At 49.9% G+C, this 22,336-nt stretch carries 22 protein-coding genes; 9 read left to right on the top strand and 13 right to left on the bottom strand.

Features of this window, described 5'->3' with window-relative positions; all coding sequences use genetic code 11:
* Positions 1-19: 19 nt before the first annotated feature.
* The 5 genes from M1L66_RS29375 to sdaAB form a co-directional block, all read right to left on the bottom strand.
* On the bottom strand, positions 20-709 hold the full coding sequence (locus M1L66_RS29375; RefSeq protein ID WP_110321880.1) for a glycosyltransferase family 2 protein: 690 nt from the start codon (positions 707-709) through the stop codon (positions 20-22).
* A gap of 2 nt (positions 710-711) precedes the next feature.
* Complete coding sequence (locus M1L66_RS29380; RefSeq protein WP_434689154.1) at positions 712-2,016, bottom strand: lipopolysaccharide biosynthesis protein; 1,305 nt, start codon at positions 2,014-2,016, stop codon at positions 712-714.
* Complete coding sequence (locus M1L66_RS29385; RefSeq protein WP_434689156.1) at positions 2,013-2,909, bottom strand: LicD family protein; 897 nt, start codon at positions 2,907-2,909, stop codon at positions 2,013-2,015. Before M1L66_RS29385 ends, M1L66_RS29380 begins: the two co-directional genes overlap by 4 nt.
* A gap of 73 nt (positions 2,910-2,982) precedes the next feature.
* A complete protein-coding gene (gene sdaAA / locus M1L66_RS29390; protein WP_434694347.1) occupies positions 2,983-3,852 on the bottom strand; it encodes an L-serine ammonia-lyase, iron-sulfur-dependent, subunit alpha in 870 nt (289 codons plus the stop codon).
* A 55-nt stretch (positions 3,853-3,907) separates the two neighbouring features.
* Complete coding sequence (sdaAB, locus tag M1L66_RS29395; protein WP_434689158.1) at positions 3,908-4,576, bottom strand: L-serine ammonia-lyase, iron-sulfur-dependent subunit beta; 669 nt, start codon at positions 4,574-4,576, stop codon at positions 3,908-3,910.
* A gap of 169 nt (positions 4,577-4,745) precedes the next feature.
* Between sdaAB and M1L66_RS29400 the strand changes: the two genes are divergently transcribed.
* Entirely contained in the window at positions 4,746-5,624 is an 879-nt protein-coding gene (locus tag M1L66_RS29400; protein ID WP_187020191.1) for a LysR family transcriptional regulator, read from the top strand.
* Positions 5,625-5,684: 60 nt separating this feature from the next.
* Here M1L66_RS29400 and M1L66_RS29405 read toward each other — a convergent pair whose 3' ends face one another.
* Complete coding sequence (locus tag M1L66_RS29405) at positions 5,685-7,079, bottom strand: L,D-transpeptidase family protein (protein ID WP_187020193.1); 1,395 nt, start codon at positions 7,077-7,079, stop codon at positions 5,685-5,687.
* A 282-nt stretch (positions 7,080-7,361) separates the two neighbouring features.
* Between M1L66_RS29405 and M1L66_RS29410 the strand changes: the two genes are divergently transcribed.
* On the top strand, positions 7,362-9,209 hold the full coding sequence (locus tag M1L66_RS29410) for an aminotransferase class I/II-fold pyridoxal phosphate-dependent enzyme (protein ID WP_434689160.1): 1,848 nt from the start codon (positions 7,362-7,364) through the stop codon (positions 9,207-9,209).
* Positions 9,210-9,355: 146 nt separating this feature from the next.
* On the opposite strand, the gene M1L66_RS29415 is transcribed toward M1L66_RS29410, so the two are convergent.
* Positions 9,356-9,820, bottom strand: a complete 465-nt coding sequence (locus M1L66_RS29415; RefSeq protein ID WP_187020196.1) for a hypothetical protein — start codon at positions 9,818-9,820, stop codon at positions 9,356-9,358.
* Between the two features lie 182 nt (positions 9,821-10,002).
* Here M1L66_RS29415 and M1L66_RS29420 point away from each other — a divergent pair, with 182 nt between their 5' ends.
* Positions 10,003-10,416 carry a GNAT family N-acetyltransferase gene (locus M1L66_RS29420; protein ID WP_434689162.1) on the top strand — a complete coding sequence of 138 codons (414 nt, stop codon included), beginning with the start codon at positions 10,003-10,005 and terminating at the stop codon, positions 10,414-10,416.
* Positions 10,417-10,532: 116 nt separating this feature from the next.
* On the opposite strand, the gene glf is transcribed toward M1L66_RS29420, so the two are convergent.
* Both glf and M1L66_RS29430 read right to left on the bottom strand, forming a co-directional pair.
* Positions 10,533-11,636: a UDP-galactopyranose mutase gene (glf, locus tag M1L66_RS29425; protein WP_434689164.1), complete on the bottom strand. Its 1,104-nt coding sequence runs from the start codon at positions 11,634-11,636 to the stop codon at positions 10,533-10,535.
* A gap of 156 nt (positions 11,637-11,792) precedes the next feature.
* The gene (locus M1L66_RS29430; protein WP_434689165.1) at positions 11,793-13,223 is read right to left on the bottom strand and encodes a glutamate synthase-related protein; all 1,431 of its coding nucleotides are present in this window, start codon (positions 13,221-13,223) and stop codon (positions 11,793-11,795) included.
* A gap of 235 nt (positions 13,224-13,458) precedes the next feature.
* On the opposite strand from M1L66_RS29430, the gene M1L66_RS29435 reads away from it, so the two are divergent.
* Complete coding sequence (locus M1L66_RS29435; protein ID WP_038259001.1) at positions 13,459-14,232, top strand: SDR family oxidoreductase; 774 nt, start codon at positions 13,459-13,461, stop codon at positions 14,230-14,232.
* Between the two features lie 17 nt (positions 14,233-14,249).
* A complete protein-coding gene (locus M1L66_RS29440) occupies positions 14,250-14,588 on the top strand; it encodes a hypothetical protein (protein WP_002604815.1) in 339 nt (112 codons plus the stop codon).
* Here M1L66_RS29440 and M1L66_RS29445 read toward each other — a convergent pair.
* Complete coding sequence (locus M1L66_RS29445) at positions 14,521-14,697, bottom strand: DUF6783 domain-containing protein (protein WP_349768884.1); 177 nt, start codon at positions 14,695-14,697, stop codon at positions 14,521-14,523. The two genes, M1L66_RS29440 and M1L66_RS29445, sit on opposite strands and share 68 nt — an antisense overlap.
* Between M1L66_RS29445 and M1L66_RS29450 the strand changes: the two genes are divergently transcribed.
* From M1L66_RS29450 to M1L66_RS29465, 4 genes are all read left to right on the top strand, one after another.
* A complete protein-coding gene (locus M1L66_RS29450) occupies positions 14,617-14,832 on the top strand; it encodes a DUF6783 domain-containing protein (RefSeq protein ID WP_349768885.1) in 216 nt (71 codons plus the stop codon). The genes M1L66_RS29445 and M1L66_RS29450 overlap by 81 nt on opposite strands.
* A 74-nt stretch (positions 14,833-14,906) precedes the next feature.
* Positions 14,907-15,461, top strand: a complete 555-nt coding sequence (locus M1L66_RS29455; RefSeq protein WP_434689168.1) for an RNA polymerase sigma factor — start codon at positions 14,907-14,909, stop codon at positions 15,459-15,461.
* Positions 15,454-16,539 carry a DUF4179 domain-containing protein gene (locus M1L66_RS29460; RefSeq protein WP_187020204.1) on the top strand — a complete coding sequence of 362 codons (1,086 nt, stop codon included), beginning with the start codon at positions 15,454-15,456 and terminating at the stop codon, positions 16,537-16,539. The genes M1L66_RS29455 and M1L66_RS29460 overlap by 8 nt, the downstream gene beginning before the upstream one ends.
* Before the next feature lie 598 nt (positions 16,540-17,137).
* Positions 17,138-17,536, top strand: a complete 399-nt coding sequence (locus M1L66_RS29465; protein ID WP_434689170.1) for a hypothetical protein — start codon at positions 17,138-17,140, stop codon at positions 17,534-17,536.
* A 163-nt stretch (positions 17,537-17,699) separates the two neighbouring features.
* Here the strand turns inward: M1L66_RS29465 and leuA are convergent, their stop codons facing one another.
* The 3 genes from leuA to M1L66_RS29480 all read right to left on the bottom strand — a co-directional run bounded on the left by leuA (position 17,700) and on the right by M1L66_RS29480 (position 22,272).
* The gene (gene leuA, locus M1L66_RS29470) at positions 17,700-19,364 is read right to left on the bottom strand and encodes a 2-isopropylmalate synthase (RefSeq protein WP_187020208.1); all 1,665 of its coding nucleotides are present in this window, start codon (positions 19,362-19,364) and stop codon (positions 17,700-17,702) included.
* Between the two features lie 240 nt (positions 19,365-19,604).
* Positions 19,605-20,771: a toxic anion resistance protein gene (locus M1L66_RS29475; RefSeq protein WP_434689172.1), complete on the bottom strand. Its 1,167-nt coding sequence runs from the start codon at positions 20,769-20,771 to the stop codon at positions 19,605-19,607.
* Positions 20,764-22,272 carry a 5-bromo-4-chloroindolyl phosphate hydrolysis family protein gene (locus M1L66_RS29480; protein ID WP_434689174.1) on the bottom strand — a complete coding sequence of 503 codons (1,509 nt, stop codon included), beginning with the start codon at positions 22,270-22,272 and terminating at the stop codon, positions 20,764-20,766. The genes M1L66_RS29475 and M1L66_RS29480 overlap by 8 nt, the downstream gene beginning before the upstream one ends.
* Positions 22,273-22,336 lie beyond the last annotated feature (64 nt).

Here is a 22,336-nt window from a genome sequence, read left to right on the forward strand (position 1 = left end):
ATTGAGTACTCTCGGAAACTCAGTCGCGTTTCCTGAAATTCTGCACCAGCAGGATGGAAAACATCATTTTCCCCATGTAACGAGCGGCGCTCACAGGCTTTAAGTAACTCTCTCCGAGGATTCTCTCATCCATCGTCACCTGAATCTCCGCCACCCGCGCGCCCTGCTTCAGCAGATAGGAAATCGTATCCGGCTCCGGGCCATAGTTTAAGCCTTCTGCAAACTCACGGATCATGCGTTCATTAAACATGCGCATTCCGGAGGTCGGGTCCGTGACTGAAGCTCCAGTTGTCAGCCGGATCGCCGCCGACAGCAGCCTGCTTCCCAGCATACGCATGGAATTCGGCTTCTTCTCCGTGACGAAACGGGACCCGATCACAATATCGTATCCCTCATCCATTTTTTCCCGCATTGCCTCAATATATTCCGGCCTGTGCTGTCCGTCGCCGTCAAACTGGATCGCGTAGCGGTATCCTTTACGGTACGCATACTTGAGTCCTGTCTGAAATGCCCCGGCCAGCCCCAGATTTACAGGCAGATCGATCAGATGAAATCCGCAGCGCCGGCAGACAGCCGCAGTCTCATCCGCAGAGCCGTCATTGACAATCACGTAATCGAAGATGGGATATTCCTCCTGAAGCCCCGTCACGACACGCTCAATATTGAGCGCCTCGTTATATGCAGGTATGATCACCAGCACCTTGTCCATGGTCAACCCCCTCCCTGTCTTTTCTTCGCTCTGTGAAATACATAGAATGCCTGACCCATGAAGCACATCATGAGCACCAGCATTTCCAGCATATAAGAAAATGCCCCTCCGTTGATTCCACCGATCTTAACCAGAAGAAACGACAGAACCACGGACAGGAGGCACACAGGAACGTATCCAAAGAAGATCCTGCGCTGGCATTTCATAATAACTAGCACATAATAAAACAGATTCATAACCGCAAAGAACCCGCCTCCCAGAATAATATACAGAAGTCCGGACTTATATGGCGCCAGTTCCACATTGGAGATCGCTCCCAGCACCGGCACACCGATCGCCCAGGCGCCGGCCAGTGCGATGACTGTCAGGACCAGTATAATGGCCACCAGTCTCTTTAAATCCCGGGTAAATTCGTCGAACTTCTTTTCCTCCCACTGATAAGACATCTTCGTCAGAAACGGCCGGATTACGAAGTTGGCCGCCAGATTGATGACAGAGGTCGGCATAAAGACAGCCACGAAAATGGCGGTGTCCATCGAGGTCATCTGTGCATCCACCGCATATTTCGCCATAGCAAAGATCAGACCGTCGAGGAAGACCGACAGAAACAGAAGAAAGGATTCCCGGATCAGAGCCAGGGATTTTCCTGCCGCCCGCGAAAGGTTCACGCCAGGCACCAGCTTCATGGTGTTCCAGTCGAATAACAGAATCCCGGCCGCCTGGGCCAGTACTGCGATTACACAGGAAAATACCAGATCCTGTGTCGCATAAAGCGCGCCCAGAAACAGGATTACCGACAGAATCGTCCGGTATGCCATGGCTTTCCCGGTCAGATAGAGACGTCCTTCCCGCTGGAATTCCGATTCATAGACATCGGCAAAGCCATCCAGAACCTTATAAATTACCATCAGAAAAACCACCACCGTCTTCTGGCGTGAATATCCATCCGGTACGATAAACGAATTAACGAAAATATAGATTATGCCGAATATAACGGCCGCCACACACGTATAAAGCCTGACACGCCGGTACTCTCCAAAGGTGTAGGTCTGATTTACATCGGTGCTCTGAAACGGACGCATACCAAAATAGGCCACCAGAAACATCTGCTGACCGAATGCGCTGAACGCAAATCCGAAGATACCGCCCTGCTCCGGGCCGATTAAATGATTGACCAGAGCAGTCAGAATCATGCTGGAGCCGGCATAAATCAGGCTCCCGATCATGTTCCAGGCAATATTCTGCCGTTCTACCTCGGCAGTTCCTGTACGGAGACTGCCGAACATCCTTTGTCTGAGCCATTTCATGTCTTCTTCATTCCTCTGTCTGTGACCGTTTCTCCCGACAGTACTGTTCCGTCGCCCAGATCAAGAATGTAGGGATAATGGGTCTTCCTCTTCTCCACTGGAGGCATCTGCATATAGTCCCCATACATATAGGTGAGAATGTCATGCTCTGTTCTTGGAAATACCAGCTTGAAGCCCTCAAAATCAAGCTTCATGCCCGGCGAAAACGCCGCCTTTTCCACTACATTCCAGAACGGGTTCGTATCCGGATAAAAGGCCATGCGCTTTGTATCTTTCCCCTCGTAGCGGCGGCAGATCTTCTCACAGCGGGCCGCCAGTCCCCGCTTTGAGATGCGAAGCCCCTTCAGCACGTTATGCACCGCAATACAGACGGCGGTGATCACCCTGGCCTTCCAGCCGGTCTGGGCCAGATACGGCCGGGGAATCGACCGCAGAATTAAAAGTTTACTGAAAAACCAGGCCTCCCATGCCTGAAGCTTCATGAGAAACCCGGAATCCGGTATATCGTCATATACATACATATCTAAAAATACTCCGAGAGGGCTGTCCACATCCCTCATGGGAGAATCCACGAATCTGGTGCCGCGGCGGCAGATCCTCGTCGTCATCAACGGATAATTCTCACTGGTCCGCCAGTTCAGGACGTAATACTTATCGCCGAGTTCTTCTTCCACCAGCTTTAAAAGGCACTCAAAATCCTTCCTTGGCATGGCAACGTCAATGTCGTCATCCCACGGAATAAATCCCTTATGCCGAATCGCTCCGATCGCCGTTCCCGCCATGCCGAAGCAGAGAAGCCCGTGGCTGTCACAGATATCCATGACATCCTTCAGTATCTCCAATTCCATCTGCTGTACACGGGAAAGGATCTCCGGTTCATAAAAACCTGCCATCCGTCTGCCTCCAATTTCTAACAATGTTCCGTTTTATTCTACAATATTGGGGCGGAAAAGTAAAGCCTCTCAATTAACTGGATAAATGGCACAACTGACAGGCCGATGGAGTCGAGGCGCAGCCTCCCAAAGCGGTTTCGCGAAGTTCAGAGGGAAGCTTTTTGCCCACAGAGTACATGGTAGCCAGCATCTCATCGAAGGGGATCAGCTGCCTGATTCCGCTCAAGGAAATCTCTGCGGCGATCAGGGCATTAGCCACGCCGGATGCATTGCGGTTCTGACAGGGATATTCTACAAGGCCGCCTACGGGGTCGCAGACGAGGCCAAGCATGTTCATGAGAACCGTGGAGGCGGCGTACAGGCACTGTTCCGGGGTTCCTTCCATCAGCTCTACAGCGGCTGACGCGGCCATGGCGGAGGCGATTCCGACCTCGGCCTGACAGCCCCCTACGGCTCCCGCCACCGTGGCGTTGCGCATGGCCAGGTAGCCGACGGCTCCGGCGTTGTAAAGGGCGTCAATAAGCCGTTCGTCAGTAAGGCCGTACTCTTCCTGAAGGGCCAGCAGCAGTCCCGGGACGATGCCGGAAGAACCGGCTGTGGGAGCCGCTACGATCAGTCCCATGGAGGAGTTCACCTCCAGGACAGCCATGGCGTGGGTGATCGCCCGGCTCATGACTGTGCCGCATACGGCTTGTCCATGTTCCCGGCGTACGGCCAGCTTCCGGGCCTCTCCGCCGATCAGGCCGCCCATGGATTTCCCTGGCTTTTCAATCGGCTCTGTGGCGGATGAGCGCATGATCTCCAGGACACGCCTCATACGGCCGTCCGCCTCCTTGGATGTCGTCTCTCCCTGGTCACATTCTCTCTCCCGCATAATCGTTGATATCGGACAATGATTTTCACTGCATAAATCCAGAAGCTCTCTGGCATTTTTAAAATCCATCATTTCTCTTCTCCTCACCTGTGCCGCCTGCTTCAGATACACGGCGGCGCCATTCCTATGACTGTACGATCATCACATCATGAACGTGGCTGTTTTCTCTTAAGGTTTCAGTTATATTTTCGGGCAGGCGGCTGTCAGACTCCACAATGGTGTAAGCCGTATGTCCCTTCGCCTCGCGGAATATTCTCATAAAGGCAATATTGACGCTGCAGTCGCTCAATACTTTTGTGATATGGGCGGCGACACCCGGCTTGTCCTGATGGACGACGATGACGGCGCTGTACTCGCCGGAGAAATCCACCTTCACCTGGTTGATGCGCACGATCCGCACCTTTCCGCCCCCCAGAGACTCCCCGCGCACAGTCATAACCTGGCCAGCCTCATTCTCCATGCGAATATCCACGGTGTTTGGGTAAATATCGGTTTCCGTATCATTTACAATGAAATGAAACTCAAGGCCCCGCTCGTCAGCAATACGGAATGATTCCCGGATCCTGGTATCATCCGTGGAAAATCCCATAATTCCGCCTAAGAGAGCCCGGTCCGTACCGTGGCCTTTGTAGGTTTTGGCAAATGACCCGTAAAGGGTAAATTCTACCTTCTTAAGCGGCCCATTGATCATCTTCTGGGCGAGATAGGCAATGACAGCGGTTCCCGCCGTGTGGGAACTGGATGGGCCGATCATATTAGGCCCCAATACATCAAAAACACTGATAAACGACATGATAACCTCCCTGCACCGTTTCCTGTTTTTTCATTTCACGGTTGACATCTTTATGGTCTCATTATATCATGGCATTATGTATGAATCCAATTCATATATTTTATGTACTTATTGAATATTTTTAATAGATTATATTCCGGAATCATCCTTGGAAAGGGGCATAAATCAAATGGAACTGCGTCAGTTGAGCACATTTATCCGGGCGGCACAGCTTCAGAGCTTTTCAAAGGCAGCCGAGAGCCTGGGGTATTCTCAGTCCGCTGTCACGGTGCAGATCCGGCTGCTGGAGGAGGAGCTGGGCACCAGACTCTTCGACCGGATCGGAAGAAAGGTCACACTCACACCACAGGGAAGGCAGTTTTTGACCAGCGCTTACGATATCCTCTATGAGGTCAATCGGGCGAAGCTGTCCGTCAGCGATGAAACGGAACTCAAAAATCCCCTCCATATCGGCACCATAGAGTCCCTCTGTTTTTCGAAATTCCCCTCTATCCTGCGCTGTTTCAGGGAACATCACCCGAAGGTAGCGATACGGATCACCACCGCGCCGCCGGAAGAATTGATCGAAATGATGGAACACAACCAGCTGGATCTTATCTATATTCTGGACGAGCCCCGCTATGACAGCAACTGGTATAAGGCCATGGAACAGAAGGAAGAGGTGGTCTTCCTCTCCTCGCCCTCCTTTCCTTTAGCCGGAAAGAAAGGGATTAAACTGGAGGAGCTGCTTCATGAGCCCTTCTTCCTGACGGAGAAGAATGCCAATTACAGGCGCGCATTTGACCGCTATCTGGCAACGAAGAATATACTGCTGACCCCATTTCTGGAGATCAGCAATACCGAATTTATCATTAAAATGATCGAGGAGAACAAGGGTCTCTCCTTCCTTCCACGCTTCGCCGTTATGGAAAGCGCCGCAAAGGGGCAGACCTGTGTCCTCGATGTCACCGATTTTCACGCCTCCATGTACCGCCAGATCTTCTACCACAAGGATAAATGGAAGACGCGGGAAATGGACGAATTTATACGGCTGGCCATGATGGAGTAACGAAAAAGCAGCATCAGAATCTGCCTTAAACAGATTCTGATGCTGCACTTCTTTCATCTTTTACAGTCCAAAGCCCGGTCCGACTTCCTGTCTTTCCTTCACTGCGGCTTCTTCTGCTGCCTTCTGCTCGGCTGCGGCCTGTGCCGCTGCCTGCTCTTCCGCCTGACGGCGTGCAGCTTCTTCCTGCTGCTGCGCTGCGGCCTGATTCTTTACCTCATCGCTTACCAGCGGATCGGTCGGGTCCCATGTCTGTTCAACCGGAATCGGAGTAATGGTTGGTTTATAGTAGGGTCCTACATTTACCGGGTCCTCGAAAATCTCGATCGTAGTGCCGATCGCGCAGTTGTCATATACCCACTTGGCATTCTCCGCGGTCAGACGGATACAGCCAAGAGAGCGTACCACGCCCAGTCCGTTATATCCGACGGACTGCATCGTGTAAATATCAGGTTTGTCATAGCAGACCGAATGGATCAGGAATCCCTGTCCAGCGGTAATTCTGGTCGCATACTGTGTATAAGTATCATTCACCATAAGACGCCAGCGGTATTTTTCCGGTGTGTGGAAGGTCCCCAGCGGAGTATCGTCTCCCACGGAGCATAACATCGTTTTAACCGGAATTATGTATCCGTTATCGCCATCCTTGGCGTATGGAACCAGTGTATTTAACTGCTTGTTGATCTTAATCACGTAAGAGCTCTGAATTCCAATAATCGGATCCAGATCCTGAACCAGTTTTCCCTGTTCATCAAAGTAAAACTTCAGTCCGTCTATATACTGCCAGCCCGTTAAGAAGGAGTTGTCCCGGACATAGTAACGTGCTCCGTCATGATCAATCCAACCGGTATAAATACCGCCCGGAACATCCGTGTAGCGTGTTACGCCGTTGTCATCATAGAATCCAAATGGAAGATTCGTTCTGACAGACGGTGTCCCGTCGCTCTCGTTATGATTCACTTCTGTCAGGTACGCCTCCAGGCTCGTCAAGGGTTTTCCCTCTCCTACGGTTCCGGCCGGACTTCCTGTCATGGCCAGGCCAAGTTTTTCTTTGCCTGAAACAGTAGCCCGGTACCAGACATCCAATACCTGTCCTGCGTATCCTGAAAGCTTCATCTGAATCGCTTCAATCTGATTCCCGGTATTCTCTCCGCCTGCCACAGCGCCGTCAGAAACCCAGCCCTGCCAGCCGCCGTCGTGTAAGTATACGCGGTAGGAAATACTCCCGTCCACACCGGTGAGCCATACCTTAAGGCCCTCCACCGGCGATGCTGAATCTGATGCCGACTGCTTGTCCATGGCTTCACTCTTCCACTGACCATCGGTAAATACCTGATATACAACATGTGGAGACGGTGGATTTTGTACCTCATCGTCGGCAAATGCCGTCATGCATCCTAACACCATGAAAGCGGCAAGCGCTACGGCACCTGCTACCTTTTTCAATGCCTGTAACATATCCTTATCCTCCTGATACATCCGTTTTTTCCCGAAAGAAACGGGCTTTCCATACTCTAAAAAGCAGATAGTATCATTATACTATAGCGATTTTTAAAAGTAAAGCATCCGGAAAAATCGTAATTTTATAAGAAAATCGTAAGAATTCTTAATATCTTAAGATGCATTCATGTAACAGTTCAGCCCACTCCCAGCGTTTCCGCATTGTAATCATCTCTTGCCTGTGATAAAATGAAGCTGAATTTTGAAGTGCCCGCGACGGGCGCAGATTGGAGGAACGCGATGCAGGCAATCATCCTGGCCGCAGGTATGGGAAAGAGACTGAAGGAATATACCGCGGAAAATACAAAATGTATGGTAAAGGTGAATGGAACCACTTTAATTGAACGCGCGCTGCGCATTCTCGATAAAAAACAGCTTTCCAGAATTGTCATTGTGGCAGGCTATGAAGGCCGGAAGCTCATGGACTATATCGGTACGCTGGCCATACAGACTCCCGTCTGCTTTATCAATAATGAGGTCTATGACAAAACGAACAATATCTACTCCCTGGCTCTGGCCAAACAGTATCTCGTATCCGAGGATACGCTGCTCTTTGAATCCGATATCATTTTTGAGGAAGCCCTGGTAGATATTCTGATGGAAGACTCCAGAGAGACCCTGGCTCTGGTGGACAAGTTCGCCAGCTGGATGGACGGAACCTGTATGGTGCTGGATAACGACGATTCCATCAAGGATTTTATCCCGGGCAAATACTTAAAGTTCGAAGACAAGGGCGGTTACTATAAGACCGTCAATATCTATAAATTCAGTCAGCATTTTTCCGCCAACACCTACGTTCCCTTCCTGGAAGCGTATGCGAAAGCCATGGGCAACAACGAATACTACGAATCCGTCATCAAACTCATCGCTCTTCTGGAGACAAAGGAGATCAAGGCTAAAAGGCTGAGCGGCGAGGTCTGGTATGAGATCGACGACATTCAGGATCTGGATATTGCGGAAAGCCTTTTTGCCGGCACCATCCAGGAGCGGTATGACGCCATTGCCTCCCGCTACGGCGGCCACTGGCGTTATCCGAAGCTGCTGGACTTCTGCTATCTCGTCAATCCCTATTTTCCGCCTCAGAAGATGCTCGACGAGATGAAATCCAATTTTGAGATCCTGATCTCGGAATATCCCTCCGGCATGCGGATCAACAGCCTGCTGGCCTCCAGAAACTTCGGCGTACGGCCGGAGCACATCGTGATCGGCAATGGTGCCGCGGAACTGATTAAGGTACTCATGGAACACACGGAAGGTCCTGTAGGCTTTATCCGCCCGACCTTTGAAGAATATCCCAATCGCTATGACAGCGCTTTATCGGTTGTCTTTACACCGGATAATGAAGATTTCTCCTACACGGCGGAAGATTTAATCCGGTATTACGACAGTCCTGGCCACACGGTCGGTACGCTGGTTCTCATAAACCCTGATAATCCCAGCGGCAATTACATCGACTGCGAAGGCCTTAAAAAGCTGATTGACTGGGCAAGGACAAGTTCCATACGCCTCGTTATCGATGAAAGCTTTTCTGACTTTGCAGAGCTGCCGGGAGACACGCAGGCTCTGGACTTATCCCTGCTTAACGAGGAGGTGCTGCAGTCCTACAGCGGTCTTTTTGTCGTAAAGAGCATCTCCAAATCCTATGGAGTTCCCGGAATCCGCCTCGGTGTTCTGGCAAGTTCCGACGAGGCCGCGATCGCATTGTTAAAGAAAGAGGCGCCGATCTGGAACATCAACTCTTTTGGCGAATTCTTTATGCAGAACAGCGAAAAGTATAAAAAAGACTACCGGGAATCCTTAAAAAAACTGGCTGCAGATCGAAGAAGGCTGATGAAGGAGTTAAGCTCTGTTTCATTTCTCCGGCCGATCCCTTCTCAGGCCAACTATGTGATGTGTGAGGTCATGGAAGGCCGTACCAGCAGGGAGATTGCCTGCGAACTGTTGAAACACGATATTTTCATCAAGGATCTGACCTCAAAGCTGCATAACGGAAGACAGTATGTGCGGATCGCAGTCAGAAATGGAGAAGATAACTTAAGGCTTATCACGGCGCTTAAGACGATGGCAGACGGTGCAGAAGCCTTGTAAATTGCAAGGAATAAAACGGCCGGCGGCATATGAACTCAATGGTTCCATGCCGCCGGCCGTTTTATGCAGGGAATCTTCTTGCCGGGCTGGGCCTCCGGCAGGAAAGATACTGCTCTCTTTCATTACGTCGAATACAAATAATCAATTCATTTATTATCTTCACTTTTTCGAATGAAAATATCAAAGGCCAGGGAACACAAATGTAAATAAAAGACAAATGAAGTGAAGACGTACGTGCTGATAAAATGCATGAATCCCAGCGTATGATAAAAAAGCTTTACCGCAATAACAAAAAATATAATGACTATGATATTAAGAAGTCTGCTAAGCTTAACCGGCATTCCGCTTTGCATTTTTATCTTTATAAAAGACAGAATTGAAATTACGATTGGAGTAAAAATATACATGTAATAGACAGGCATAGCGGGAAAAGCATACCGTTTGTATGCTCTGAGTATCATATCTGTAAGAATCGTTAATACAACTGGAGCTATGTTTACAACCGTGTAAAAAATTATGAAACAGTTTTTATTTCTTTTCATCGTTTCCCCCCTTACTGCTGAGTACTCAATTGGTATCGCGGCTGCATGCAATGGTCCTTTCTCAGGCATGGCCTCACCTCCATTTCCGCTGATATATACAGTTTACCATAGCCATCTGGAAATGTCATGAATTCTTTAGAAAGACCATTGCACTCCGCCCGGCTTTCCCCTATACTGTAAGGGTACCTCCCACACCGCACTTCCATTCCGCCTCACAGAAGGCGGAGCATACATCAGAAAAGGGGATTAGAATGAATTTTAAAATAACAGAAAAGATAGAAGAAAAGGACAGATCGGAAATCTTTCAGGGACTGCTGGAATATAATCTGGACAGAATCGAGGACAGAAATCCAAAGGAACTGGGCATCTATCTGGAAGATGAGCAGGGCAGGAAACAGGCGGGGCTGATTGGAGAGACCCATGGCAACTGGCTTATGGTTAAGTTTTTATGGGTGGCTGAATCCTTGAGAGGCCGGCATATCGGCAGCCGGATTCTGGAGGAAGCAGAAATAGAAGCCAGGAAAAGGGGCTGCAAATACGCCTTTCTGGATACGTTCAGCTTCCAGGCGCCGGATTTTTATAAAAAACACGGTTATCGTGAAGTGTTTGCGCTGGAAGAATATCCACTCACGGGAAAACGGTATTATCTTACCAAAACTCTTTAAAATGGAGGCGGATCGAAACTGCTTCCTGCCCGAATGTGTCAAATGGAGGCAGCAGTTTCCTGCGGCCTCCACTCTGAATTTTTATCACGTTCTATATTATTCCGCCGAGATTCCATTTATACTCCCAGCACCTCTCCGGCCTTTTTCATCGCCGATTCAATCACCTTATCCATATCGTAATACTTGTATTCGCCCAGCCGGCCGCCGAAGATCACGTTCTTTTCGCCCTCTGCCAGGGACGCATATTTCTGGAACAGCTCCTGATTTTTCTCATCGTTGACCGGATAGTACGGTTCCATGCCCTCACTCCAGGTCACCGGATACTCCCGGGTGATCACCGATTTAGGCTGGGTTCCGAATTCAAAATGCTTATGCTCGATAATCCGGGTATACGGAGTCTCCCTGTCTGTGTAGTTTACCACAGCGACACCCTGATAATTATCGGTGTCCACCGTTTCGCTCTCAAATCGCAGGCTTCTGTACTCCAGCTTTCCGTAACGGTATCCGAAGTAAGCGTCGATGGTCCCCGTATAGACTACCGTCTCGCCCAGACCGTCATACCGCTCCTTATTCTCCAGGTAATCCACTCCCGTCTCGATGTCGCATCCCTCAAACAGCCTGTCTATAATTACGTTATAGCCGCCTACCGGAATTCCCTGAAACAAGTCATTAAAATAATTATTATCATACGTAAAACGCACCGGAATCCGCTTGATGATAAAGGACGGTAAGTCCTTGCAGTCACGGCCCCACTGTTTCTCCGTATAGCCCTTGATCAGCTTCTGGTATAAATCCATGCCCACCAGACTGATGGCCTGTTCTTCCAGATTCTTCGGTTCTCCCTTTACGGAAGCCTTCTGTTCCTCAATCTTCTTTTTCGCCTCCGCCGGAGTGGATACGCCCCACATCCTGCTGAAGGTATTCATATTGAAGGGCATATTGTACATTTCACCCTTATAATTTGCCACCGGGCTGTTGGTGTAGCGGTTGAACTCTGCCAGTTCATTCACAAATTTCCAGACCTCCCGGTTGCTGGTATGGAAAATGTGCGCGCCGTAACGATGAACATGGATGCCTTCCACGTCCTCACAGTAAATATTGCCGCCGATATGATCCCGTTTTTCCACCACCAGACACTTCTTGCCCTTTTTTCCCGCCAGATATGCGAAGACTCCGGAATAGAGTCCGCTGCCTACCAGGACGTAATCATACTTTTTCATGTTTTGTGTTCTCCTGTTCTGTAATCATCTGCCCATCATTGTACTATATCTGCCCGGAAATGTAAACAACGGCCGCCGGAGCAGAGTCCTTTCAGTTCCCTGCCCCGGCGGCCGTATCGTGTCACCGTATCTTATGTATCTCATGTGTCTTCCGGCTTATGCATGCCGGATATCCGTAAATTCCGAAATCTCCCGGTTAATCGTGCACAGATCGTCCACCGTCATATCATGGATATCTTCATGACCGGTAATCCGCGCATATGTTTTCAGTTCCTCAAAGCTGCATTTTAAAAAGTTTCCGACACGTGCAGACGCAGCGCAGACATTAAACCTTTTTCTCAGTTCCGGGTCCTGCGTGGCCGCTCCCACCGGACAGTTTCCGCTTCCGCAGATCCGGTACTGCTGACATGCCGCCGCAATCAGGCCCGCAGACGCTACCGCCACGGCATCCGCGCCCATGGCAATGGCCTTTGCAAAATCGGAGGAGACCCGCAGTCCGCCTGTGATCACCAGATCAATGTCGGCTCCTGCCTCATCTAAATACCTTCTCGCCCGCGACAGGGCGAAGACCGTGGGAACGCTGGTGGAATCCCGTACCAGCTTCGGACTGGCTCCCGTAGCGCCTCCTCTGCCGTCTATGGTGATAAAATCAGGTTCTGCGAACACACAGTACTCCAAATCCTTTTCAATTCTTCCCGCCGCGATCTTGATCCCGATGGGCCGTCCGTCAGACGCAAGGCGCAGCTGGGTTACCAGGTCCTTAAGATCCTCTTTGCTACGGATATCTTCAAATTTGGAAGGGCTGATCACGTCCTTGCCCAGCGGCTTATTACGGATCGCAGCAATCTCGGGAGTTACCTTTTCTCCCGGCAGATGGCCGCCCATCCCGGGCTTCGTTCCCTGGCCAATCTTGATTTCGATGGCGTCCGCCTCCTGGAGATTCTCAGGCGTCACGCTGTATTTATTGGGTACGTACTCGAAGATATACTTGTAAGCCGCGGCCTTCTCCTCCGGCAGTATTCCGCCCTCGCCGCTGCACATGGCAGTCCTGGCTATAGCGCTTCCCTCTGCCAGCGCCACCTTCATCTCCTTTGACATCGCTCCGAAGGACATATGGGATATGTAGACCGGTCCGTCCAGCACCATGGGCTTTTTCGCGCGCTTGCCAATCACCGTAGTGATATTCACCGGATCGTGCTCCATCAAAGGCGGCGGATTCAGCTGCGCACCCAGAATCAGGATATCATCCCAATTTGGCATGGCCATCTTTGTGCCCATGGCATCGATAATCGTCTTCCCGCTCACCGCCATCTCATGGATCTCTTTCATATAGCGGCAGGTGCTGTCCTGTCTCGCATACTTTGGATCGTATTCCAGGCCCTTTGGCCGATTTTCACCGATATCCACAGATTCCGCGGATACTGCCTCCTCCTTCGTCAATGCAGCTTCCTCCTCTGCTTCCTTTAACGGGGCAAACACGGAGGCCGGCTGCCTGCACACCGGACATTCTTTCAGATCTTCAAAAGGTTTCCCTTCTTTTTCCTCATCATAAACAAATCCGCACACACCACACTGAAATCTCACCATATTCTGTCTCCTTTCTTTCCCGCTTTTCTTATGCAGGATTTTTTATAGTCCCAGTTTACCACCATTTTTGTGCAACAACAATACCTATTTGTCCTTTTTTTAACCGTAGATTGTGAAATATTTATTTTAATTGACAATCAATTCATGACATGATATGCTATTTTCATAAGTTAATAATAATTACTATTATTTAGGTATCACCATGAAACAGATGGGAGAAAGAGAGGTAAGAACAGTGAGTACATATGTAATTACCGGCGGAACAACCGGAATCGGAGCAGCGGTACGAAAGACATTACTGGACCAGGGCCATGAGGTATTTAACATTGATTATAAGGGCGGAGACTACCTGGCCGATCTGTCCACGAAGGAGGGACGCCAGGGCGCCATCGAGGCGGTCTTTGAGAAGTATCCCGATGGAATCGACGTTCTGATCTGTAATGCAGGCGTCGGCCCGACCGCGCCGCCCAAGATGATATTTGCCCTGAACTTCTTTGCCAGCATTCAGTTGGCGGAAGGCTTAAGACCATTACTTAAGAAGAAACGCGGCAACTGTGTCATCACCTCCTCCAACTCCATCACCAACATGACAGTGCGTATGGACTGGGTTGATATGCTTTCCAATGTCATGGATGAAGACCGAATTCTGGAACTGGCGGACGATATCCCCAGGAATCAGACACCGTCCTGCTACAGCTCCTCCAAACACGCACTCGCCCGCTGGGTCCGCCGGATTTCTCCTTCCTGGGCCGTAGACGGACTGAGAATCAACTCTGTGGCCCCCGGCAACACGACGACACCGATGACCCAGGGTATGACAGACGCCCAGATGGAAGCCGCCTTATTAATCCCGATACCGACCCGCTACGGGCGCAGGGAATTCCTGGACGCCCAGGAGATCGCCAATGGAATTGTGTTCCTGGCTTCTCCGCTGGCAAGCGGCATCAACGGAGTCATTCTGTTCGTTGACGGCGGTATTGACGCCCTGCTTCGTTCAGAGCAGATTTAAATAAGGAGGATAAAGCGATGACAATCTTAGAGCAGTATATTGAATGCATGAAAAAGGGCGATGAAGTGGCACTGGCCGATCTGTTTAATGAGTACGGTGTTCTTCACGATTCGTCCGTTATAAAGGCCGGCATGGACACCATCCACCTGGAAGGAAGGATGGCCGTGGAAATGATGTTCCACCACAAATTCGGATTCAACGGGGGACCATTTCCCATTCACAGTGTAAAATACGTGGGGGATAATACCGTATGGTACTTTATTACCTACCACGATCACGTCGTACCGGTTACCGCCTTCTTATCCGAGACGGATGAGAACGGCAAAATAAAACGGCTGAACATCTATCCGCTATAGGGCATGTTTGAAAATTGCTTTCTGTCAGATGTGCGTCACATTTTGTGGGAGATTTGCCCCGAATAAGGGACGCGTAGTGGGCTACGTTGACCGAATGAGGGGTAAATATACCGCAAAATGGGGCGTGCAGATGGCAGAAATGAATTATCAAACAGGCCCTGGATCAGCTAACCCATTTGGAGACCGCGGCACCTTTCTCGGAAGGCTGCCGCGGTCTCTGCGTTTCTGCCTTGCGCGGAAATAAAAAATTTGAATAAACTGAAACATTTTCTGACAGACTGCGTACTGATAGGTGAGATACATAAAAAGGAGGATATCATGAATGACTACGAAATCATCCAAAAGCTAAAGCGCAGGGAGGAGGACGGCCTCCGGGAGTTAATGAAGCAGTATTCCGGCTATGTAGCGGCTATTGTCTGCAACATTTCCCAGGGGATTCTGAGCGTGGAGGATGTGGAGGAACTGTCCGCCGATGTGTTTCTGTCCGTCTGGAACCATGCGGCCGGCCTCATGGAGGACAGGCCGCTGCGCCCCTATCTGGCTCAGGCCGCCCGCAATACAGCGATCAGCAGACTGCGAAAGCGCGGAGAAGCTGCCCTTCCCTTCGACGATGACATCATCACATTGCAGGCCGGGGAAAATCCCGATGAACTGGCCATCAAACGGGAACAGACACAGATTATCAATTCGGCAGTGGAGGCCTTCGGCGAGCCAGACAGGGAAATCTTTATCCGTTTTTACTTTCTGGGTGAGCGCATCGAGGCCATCGGCAGACGGCTGGCCATGAACCAGTCGACAATCCGCACAAAGCTGCACCGGTGCCGCAAACGGATAAAAGGGATCTTTGAAGAAAGGGGATATCAATATGAATAAAAAGATAAAAATCAGTGATTTATGTTCCCGGATGAACCCGCAATATATGGAAGACCTGGAAGTGACCAATATGACAGACTTACACCCCTCGGAGCAGCGAATAGAAGATATCGTATTTCAGAAGCTGCATCCAGAACAGAAAACGGCCGCACCAGCCGGGAAAAGAGTAAATATGAAAAAGAAGGCATGGAAAATTGCGGCGATCGCCGCTGTCTTCTGCCTGTTTGCAACGACTGCGTTTGCCATGGCAGGAGGATTCGAGTATTTCCGCTCCATCTACGGAGACACGGTTGACAATGCCAGACAGGATATTCTGACACCTGAAATCACCGTCACGGACGGCACCCGGCAAATGGCGCTGGACAGCATGCTGACAGACGGCTACAAGATCAACCTTATTGTATCGCTGAAGACCGTATCCGGCAAGGCCGACAAAGACATCGAAAAAACAGATCCTTTCAATCTGTTCCAGGTAGAGCTTCAGCCTCCCGTCTCCGGTTCTGAGCAGGAGGAACAAACCATGGCCTTTACCTGCACGGAACTGACGGAATTTTCATCGAAAAGCCAGCATTATTACCACATTCAGCTGGATTCCCTAACCGACTGTACCGGTTGGAATATCAAAGTCTCCCTGTCCGAAAGTCTGGGAAACCTGACTCTGGAATCGGATATCAAAGGCTCAGCGGCCGCTGCAGAGCTTACCATCAATCAGGCCATCGACAACAGTCTGACGATTGAGACGCTCCAGATCTCCCCCTTAGGCTTCCTGGTAATTGGAAGTGAAGGCGCTGCCTCCGGTGGGCTTCCCACGCCTTCCATCAGCCTTACCTTTAAGGACGGATCACAGGAAGATTTAATCACGCCCATGTCCTTCGACTCCGGCGAAGGCGGTACAATAACCGGAGGCGGCGGCGTTGTCATCGGAGAAGATCCTATGACCGGACCGCTTGTCACCACCACATACGGGCAGAGAAATCCCAGCGGAAAGCTTGCAATAGCCGGTGAATTCGGCCGGATTATCCTGGTATCCGAGATACAGTCCATTTCAGTCAACGGTACAGAGTATCCGTTAAAGTAAACAAACATACACCTTGGATCATATTCCAGAGCAATAACAGCAAGACTGCGGCGCCTTTCCTAACAGGCTGCCGCAGTCTCTGCATTATATTTCATTCCAATTCTCCGGTACTCTGATCCTCAGCTTTAATATCCGCCTTGCTTCTGGTTTTTATCATCTCTCTGATAATCAAACTTCACTCTGTTAGCCAGATAAACAGACACTGTGATTTTTCTGCCCGCTATCCCCCCATAAGCATCTCCCTTTAGGAAATATACAGCCTCTACTTTTCCGTCAGCCAACAGCAACTGTGCTGTTTTACCTTCGGACCTGCCAGCTTTACTTCAATTCCAAAAGTTTTATCATTTGCTGCATTTTCCATCTGTAATAACATTAATGCTTCCATTATTAGCCATTTTATTGCATAATAAACTTATTAACTATTAAGGAGACCTTATTATGCGAAAGAATACTGTTGATATGATTCCCATTCTTGGGGGTAAGTGATATGTGGAGACCTATCCATCGAAATGAATATTATCATATATGCAGGATGGAAGAACAAATACTGAAACACAGATATGTCATGGGATTGTACTGGGCTTTTGCAGCCTTTCTTTTGATAAATTCTTTAATCATGGCGGGCAGTACCGCACCTGCCGTATCTCCCTACATATTTGGCAACCTTTCTATATCGATCTTTTATGGCCTGTATTGCTGTAATGCATATCTGCAAAAATGCCGGCTTCTGAAGAACATGCTGTACGTACAGAATGCCATCTGTGTCTGGAAAAAAGAAGAACGTTACTTCCGGTCAAAGGCCAGCACAATCGTGTGGATCACACTGATTACGGAGGATGGAAGCAAATTTTCCGATATTCTGGTTCCTTCTCCTCTGCATGAATGGATGGAGTACGAATCAAAGCTTCTCCTGGTGACTCCTGACCTGGATTATAAGGGCAGCTCTGCCCTCCATGCATATCCGACCCATAGCGAACTGCGCGCTAAATCCGGCTAGTACAGCATTGCATAAATAACTGAGTAATAGTGCCTGATATCCGCGTCAGATATGCGTCTGCGAAGCGACGGCTATCGCTTACTCTTAAAGTCTCGCAGGGCTACTGCAAAACAACTGATCACTCAGCCATTCTGCAGCAACCCTGCTGCTATTTCGTTTCTTTTTAATAAAACAGACGGTTCACCGCACTAAAGATACCTCTGATTGAGGCTCTGGTGATGTTGGAGCTGATACCCACGCCGTATGTGGCGCGTCCGGACTTCACATCCAGCAGGTGGATATAGGAAGCCGCCTGTGCTCCTGAACCGGAAGTAAGTGCGTGCTCGTTGTAATCCAGTACCCGGATTTCAATTCCCAGCTCTTTCTCAAGTCCCTTCTGTACCGCATCGATAGGACCATTTCCGACGCCTTCAAAGACCTTCTCCACGCCGTGGTCGGTATAACGGACCTTGGCAAGTGTTGAGAACTCGGTATCATCCTCGGCCTCTGTAATCTGGCACTTACGGAAATGGATCGGTTCCTTGCGCTCGCTGTAGTTTCTCTTGAACTCATCCATGATCTGCTCAGGTGCAACCTCACCCTGCTTCTCAGAAATTGCCTGAATGACATCGGCAAATTCCTTGTGCATTCCCTTCGGAAGCCTGAAACCATAGAATGTATCCATGACGAACGCCACGCCGCCCTTGCCGGACTGGCTGTTGATGCGCACGATTGGTTCGTACTGTCTGCCGATATCCGCCGGATCGATCGGAAGGTACGGAACCTCCCAGTGTTCCTGGTTTCTCTCGTGCATGGCCTGCATGCCCTTGTTGATGGCATCCTGATGGGAACCGGAGAACGCGGTAAAGACGAGCTTTCCTGCGTACGGATGTCTCGGTTCGACCTCCATCTTGGTGCACCGCTCACATACGTCCACGATCTCGCGGATATTCTCCAGATTTAACTCCGGATTGATGCCCTGGGAGAACATATTATATGCCACGGTCAGAATATCCACGTTGCCGGTCCGTTCGCCGTTGCCGAGCAGAGTTCCCTCCACCCTGTCAGCGCCTGCCAGGAGCGCAAGCTCCGTGGCCGCGATACCGGTACCGCGGTCGTTATGGGGATGAACACTTAAAATGATGCTGTCACGGTTCTTGAAGTGACGATCCATCCACTCAATCTGGTCTGCGTAAACGTTAGGAGTCGTCATCTCCACGGTCGAAGGAAGATTGATAATGATCTTCTTCTCGGGAGTCGCTCCCCATGTATCCTGTACTGCCGTACAGATATCAAGCGCGAAATCAAGTTCCGTTCCGGTAAAGCTTTCCGGTGAATATTCGAGGATCACTTCCCCGTCAAACCCGTCCATGTACTTCTTTACCATCTCTGTGCCTTCTACGGCAATGTCCTTGATCTCCTCTTTGCTCTTGTGAAATACCACATCCCTCTGCAGAGTAGAGGTGGAGTTATAAATATGTACAATCGCCTTCTTAATTCCCTGAATAGCCTCAAATGTCCTTTTAATCAGATGCTCACGGCACTGAACCAGAACCTGGACTACCACATCATCAGGAATCAGTTTCCTTTCTACGAGCTGTCTTAAGAAATCAAACTCAATCTGGGAAGCGGCCGGAAATCCGATCTCAATCTCCTTAAAACCAAGCTTCACAAGAAGGTTGAACATCTCAATCTTCTCTTCCACAACCATGGGCTCAATGAGCGCCTGGTTTCCATCTCTTAAGTCAACGCTGCACCAGATCGGTGCTTTTTCAATCTCTTTGTACGGCCATTGTCTCTCCGGATAATTGATTACTGGTACCCGCTTATATCTCTGATAGTTTAACATGTCTTTCTCCTCCAAATTATAATTTTTATTCGATTCATTCCCTTTTATCTTCATCCAGGGCTTTGGAGTCGATAAATCACGCTATACTTCTTGACAATGAACAACGTGGTTTTTACAGGTCTAACCCCATCTTCATCATTCCTTTACTATAAGAATCACCCTCCCGGAATTTGCCGAGGTAAAGTGTTATACTATTATAGCACGTTCAGAATTGAGTTACAACAAAAATCTTCGTTAAGTTTAATTGCTCAGCTGCAGAAGCTTCTGCTTTAATTCGCCTTCCATACGGGCCAGCTCCGTCTCCGCCTCTCTCCTCTTCTGGCGGCCTTCCGTCTGTATACGGACCACTTCGTCCAGCGTGGTGATCAGGGATTCATTGGTAATCTTAAGGGTCTCCATATCCACGATTCCGCGTTCCGACTCCTTGGCCGTCTCGATGGTAGCCGTCTTTAAGACCTCCGCGTTCTTTCTCAGCAGCTCATTCGTCATGTCGGTGACTTCTCTCTGGGCTCTGGCTGCCTGTTCGGAATGGTTGATTCCGATAGCCAGAACCATCTGGCTCTTCCAGAGCGGGATCGTATTGACGATGGTCGACTGGATCTTCTCCGACATCAGTGTATCATTATTCTGCACCAGACGGATCTGAGGAGCCATCTGAATGGAGATCATACGTGTCAGCTCCAGATCATGGATCTTCTTCTCAAACCGGTTGCAGAGAGACGCCATATTGTTGACCGCCTGCGCATCCTCCGGAAGGCCGGTCTTATGAGCCTTGTCCATGAGAGCCGGCAGCTCGCTTCCGCGAACCTCATTCAGTTTCTTCTTGCCCGCCAGAATGTACATGCTCAGTTCCTTAAAGTAAGTCGTGTTTAAGTCGTACATCTTGTCCAGCAGCGCAATATCCTTTAAAAGCTGAATCTGATGGTTCTCAAGAATCTTGCAGATCTGATTCACATTGATCTCAGCCTTGTTGTATTTTGCCTTCATGCTTTCCAGCTTGTTTGAGCTCTTCTTAAAGAAGCCGAAGAAGCCCTTATCCTCGTCCTCCGCCTCGAAGCTTTTAAGCTCCGTCACCACGCTGCTTAACATCTGGCCGATCTCGCCCAAATCCTTTGTCTTAACGTTATCCAGCGCCGCCTCAGAGAAATCGGCGATCTTTTTCTGGGCTCCCGCTCCGTACTGAAGCACGAGGTTGGAATCCGTCAAATCAATTCTCGCCGCGAAACTGTCGATCATCTTTCGCTCCTCCGGTGTCAGCTCCGCCTCGGGAATGGACTCTGTCAAGCTCTCTTCCTTCATCTCCGCAGGCACCGCCTGGCTGCTCTCCGCCGGAAGCGCCGATGTGCTGAATGGGTCCAGGGTCAGCACCGGCGCCTCGTTTATCATCGTTTCGATGTCTTTACTCATGATTCTTCCCTCCTGTTAAGTCGCTTTTACTAAAATCGCTTTCTGCGAATCCATCTTTTTTCAGCATCGTCTGAAGCACGGATGCGTCAGTGGTGATGTCAATCGCCGCGTCCTGGTATAAATCATCCAGAAGGCGCTCAAACGCCGTATTGATCGTATCCAGAGTCTCCTCAATCTCATGCTTCGCCGAGACGATGTTGTCGCCCTCTATCTCAATTCTGTCGAAATCGCGGTACGCAGTTACCAGCTTCACCGTGGTTGGGAGATAATACTCCATAAAACGCTCCATCTCCTCCATCTGGTCCGGCTGACGCTCCACTGTCTCGAAGATTCTTCTGATGACATTCTCCAGCCTGGATATCTTCCCGGATATCGCCTCTCCCGGAATCGCATCGTTGGCTTCCCGCAGAATTCTTAAATACTCATGGCCCTGGGCCATCATCTCTCTTAAGCCCTCCGGAAGTTGTTTTTCATCTTCCTCTACCTTTTTCTTTCCTTCAGGAGCCGCTGTACTCTTCTTCTGCTTCTTTTCCGATTCAGCCAGAAGAGCCATCTCCTTCTCCCTCTGTTTTAAGGACTGCTGGGCGCTTAAATACTGTTTGTACGTCTCTTCGTTTAACATCAGACAGGTCTTCTGCTCATCGATATGGGCCTCCGGCAGAATCCCCTTTTCAATCATCTTCTGTAAATCACGGACAACGAATCTTTTTGACTTCCCAATGCTGCGCGCCAGCTCCTCGATATCGCAGAACATCCTGCTGCCCGCCTGCTTTAAATAGAGGCCGGCCCGTTTTAAACGGCCTCTCGTTGAGATGCCGGTCCCCAGCATGGTGCCGAAGACACAGCCCAGCACCAGAAGAAGTCCTGACGATCCCAGAATAGCTCCCCAAAATGGTTTTACCACGAGGGCGAGAATCCATGTCACGAGAAACAGGATTCCAACCACGCCCAGCCCGATTCCACCGAACACAGTAAACAGAATCCCGGAAATGCGCCCGGGTTGATTCAGTTTTATGGCAACCGGGCTGGGAGCCATTTTTCTAACGCGGTATGCCCTCTGGTCTTCTCCTGCCGTCTCGCTGGTCTGAAAGGCGCGGTACCCCGGACTTTCCGCGCGTGTGGTGGTTCTCTCCGTGGTGTAGCGGCGGCTCTCATAGCCTGTCCGCCTTCTTTCCCCGGTACGGCCGCTGCCGGCTGCCGATCCCGTCCAGCTGCCGCGGTCTCTCCCCGCATATCTTCCTGCGTCCGCAGCTGCGGCCGTATCATAAGCGCCTGCGTTTGTATCCGGCCCTGTGCCCTGTCCTTTTCGTCCGTTGCTGCCGGTATCCATCCTTCGGGCTGCGTCCATCCCTCCCCGCATCTGGCTTCTGGCCTCATCGAGCGCGAAATTCACCGTGTCCGAAATCGTTCTGTTCAATTGTTTAAAATCCATGGAATCTATGGCATCCTGCACAGAATCCCTGATTTGATCTCCTAAATTTAAAAAGTCTTTATTATCCATAAACAATGGCCTTTCTCCATATGCATTCAACATTTGCATCCTTCATAGCACTACCTATCATATC

It is taken from the genome of Hungatella sp. SB206 (assembly GCF_051132295.1).
In the GTDB taxonomy this organism is placed as follows: Bacteria; Bacillota; Clostridia; order Lachnospirales; family Lachnospiraceae; genus Hungatella; species Hungatella effluvii.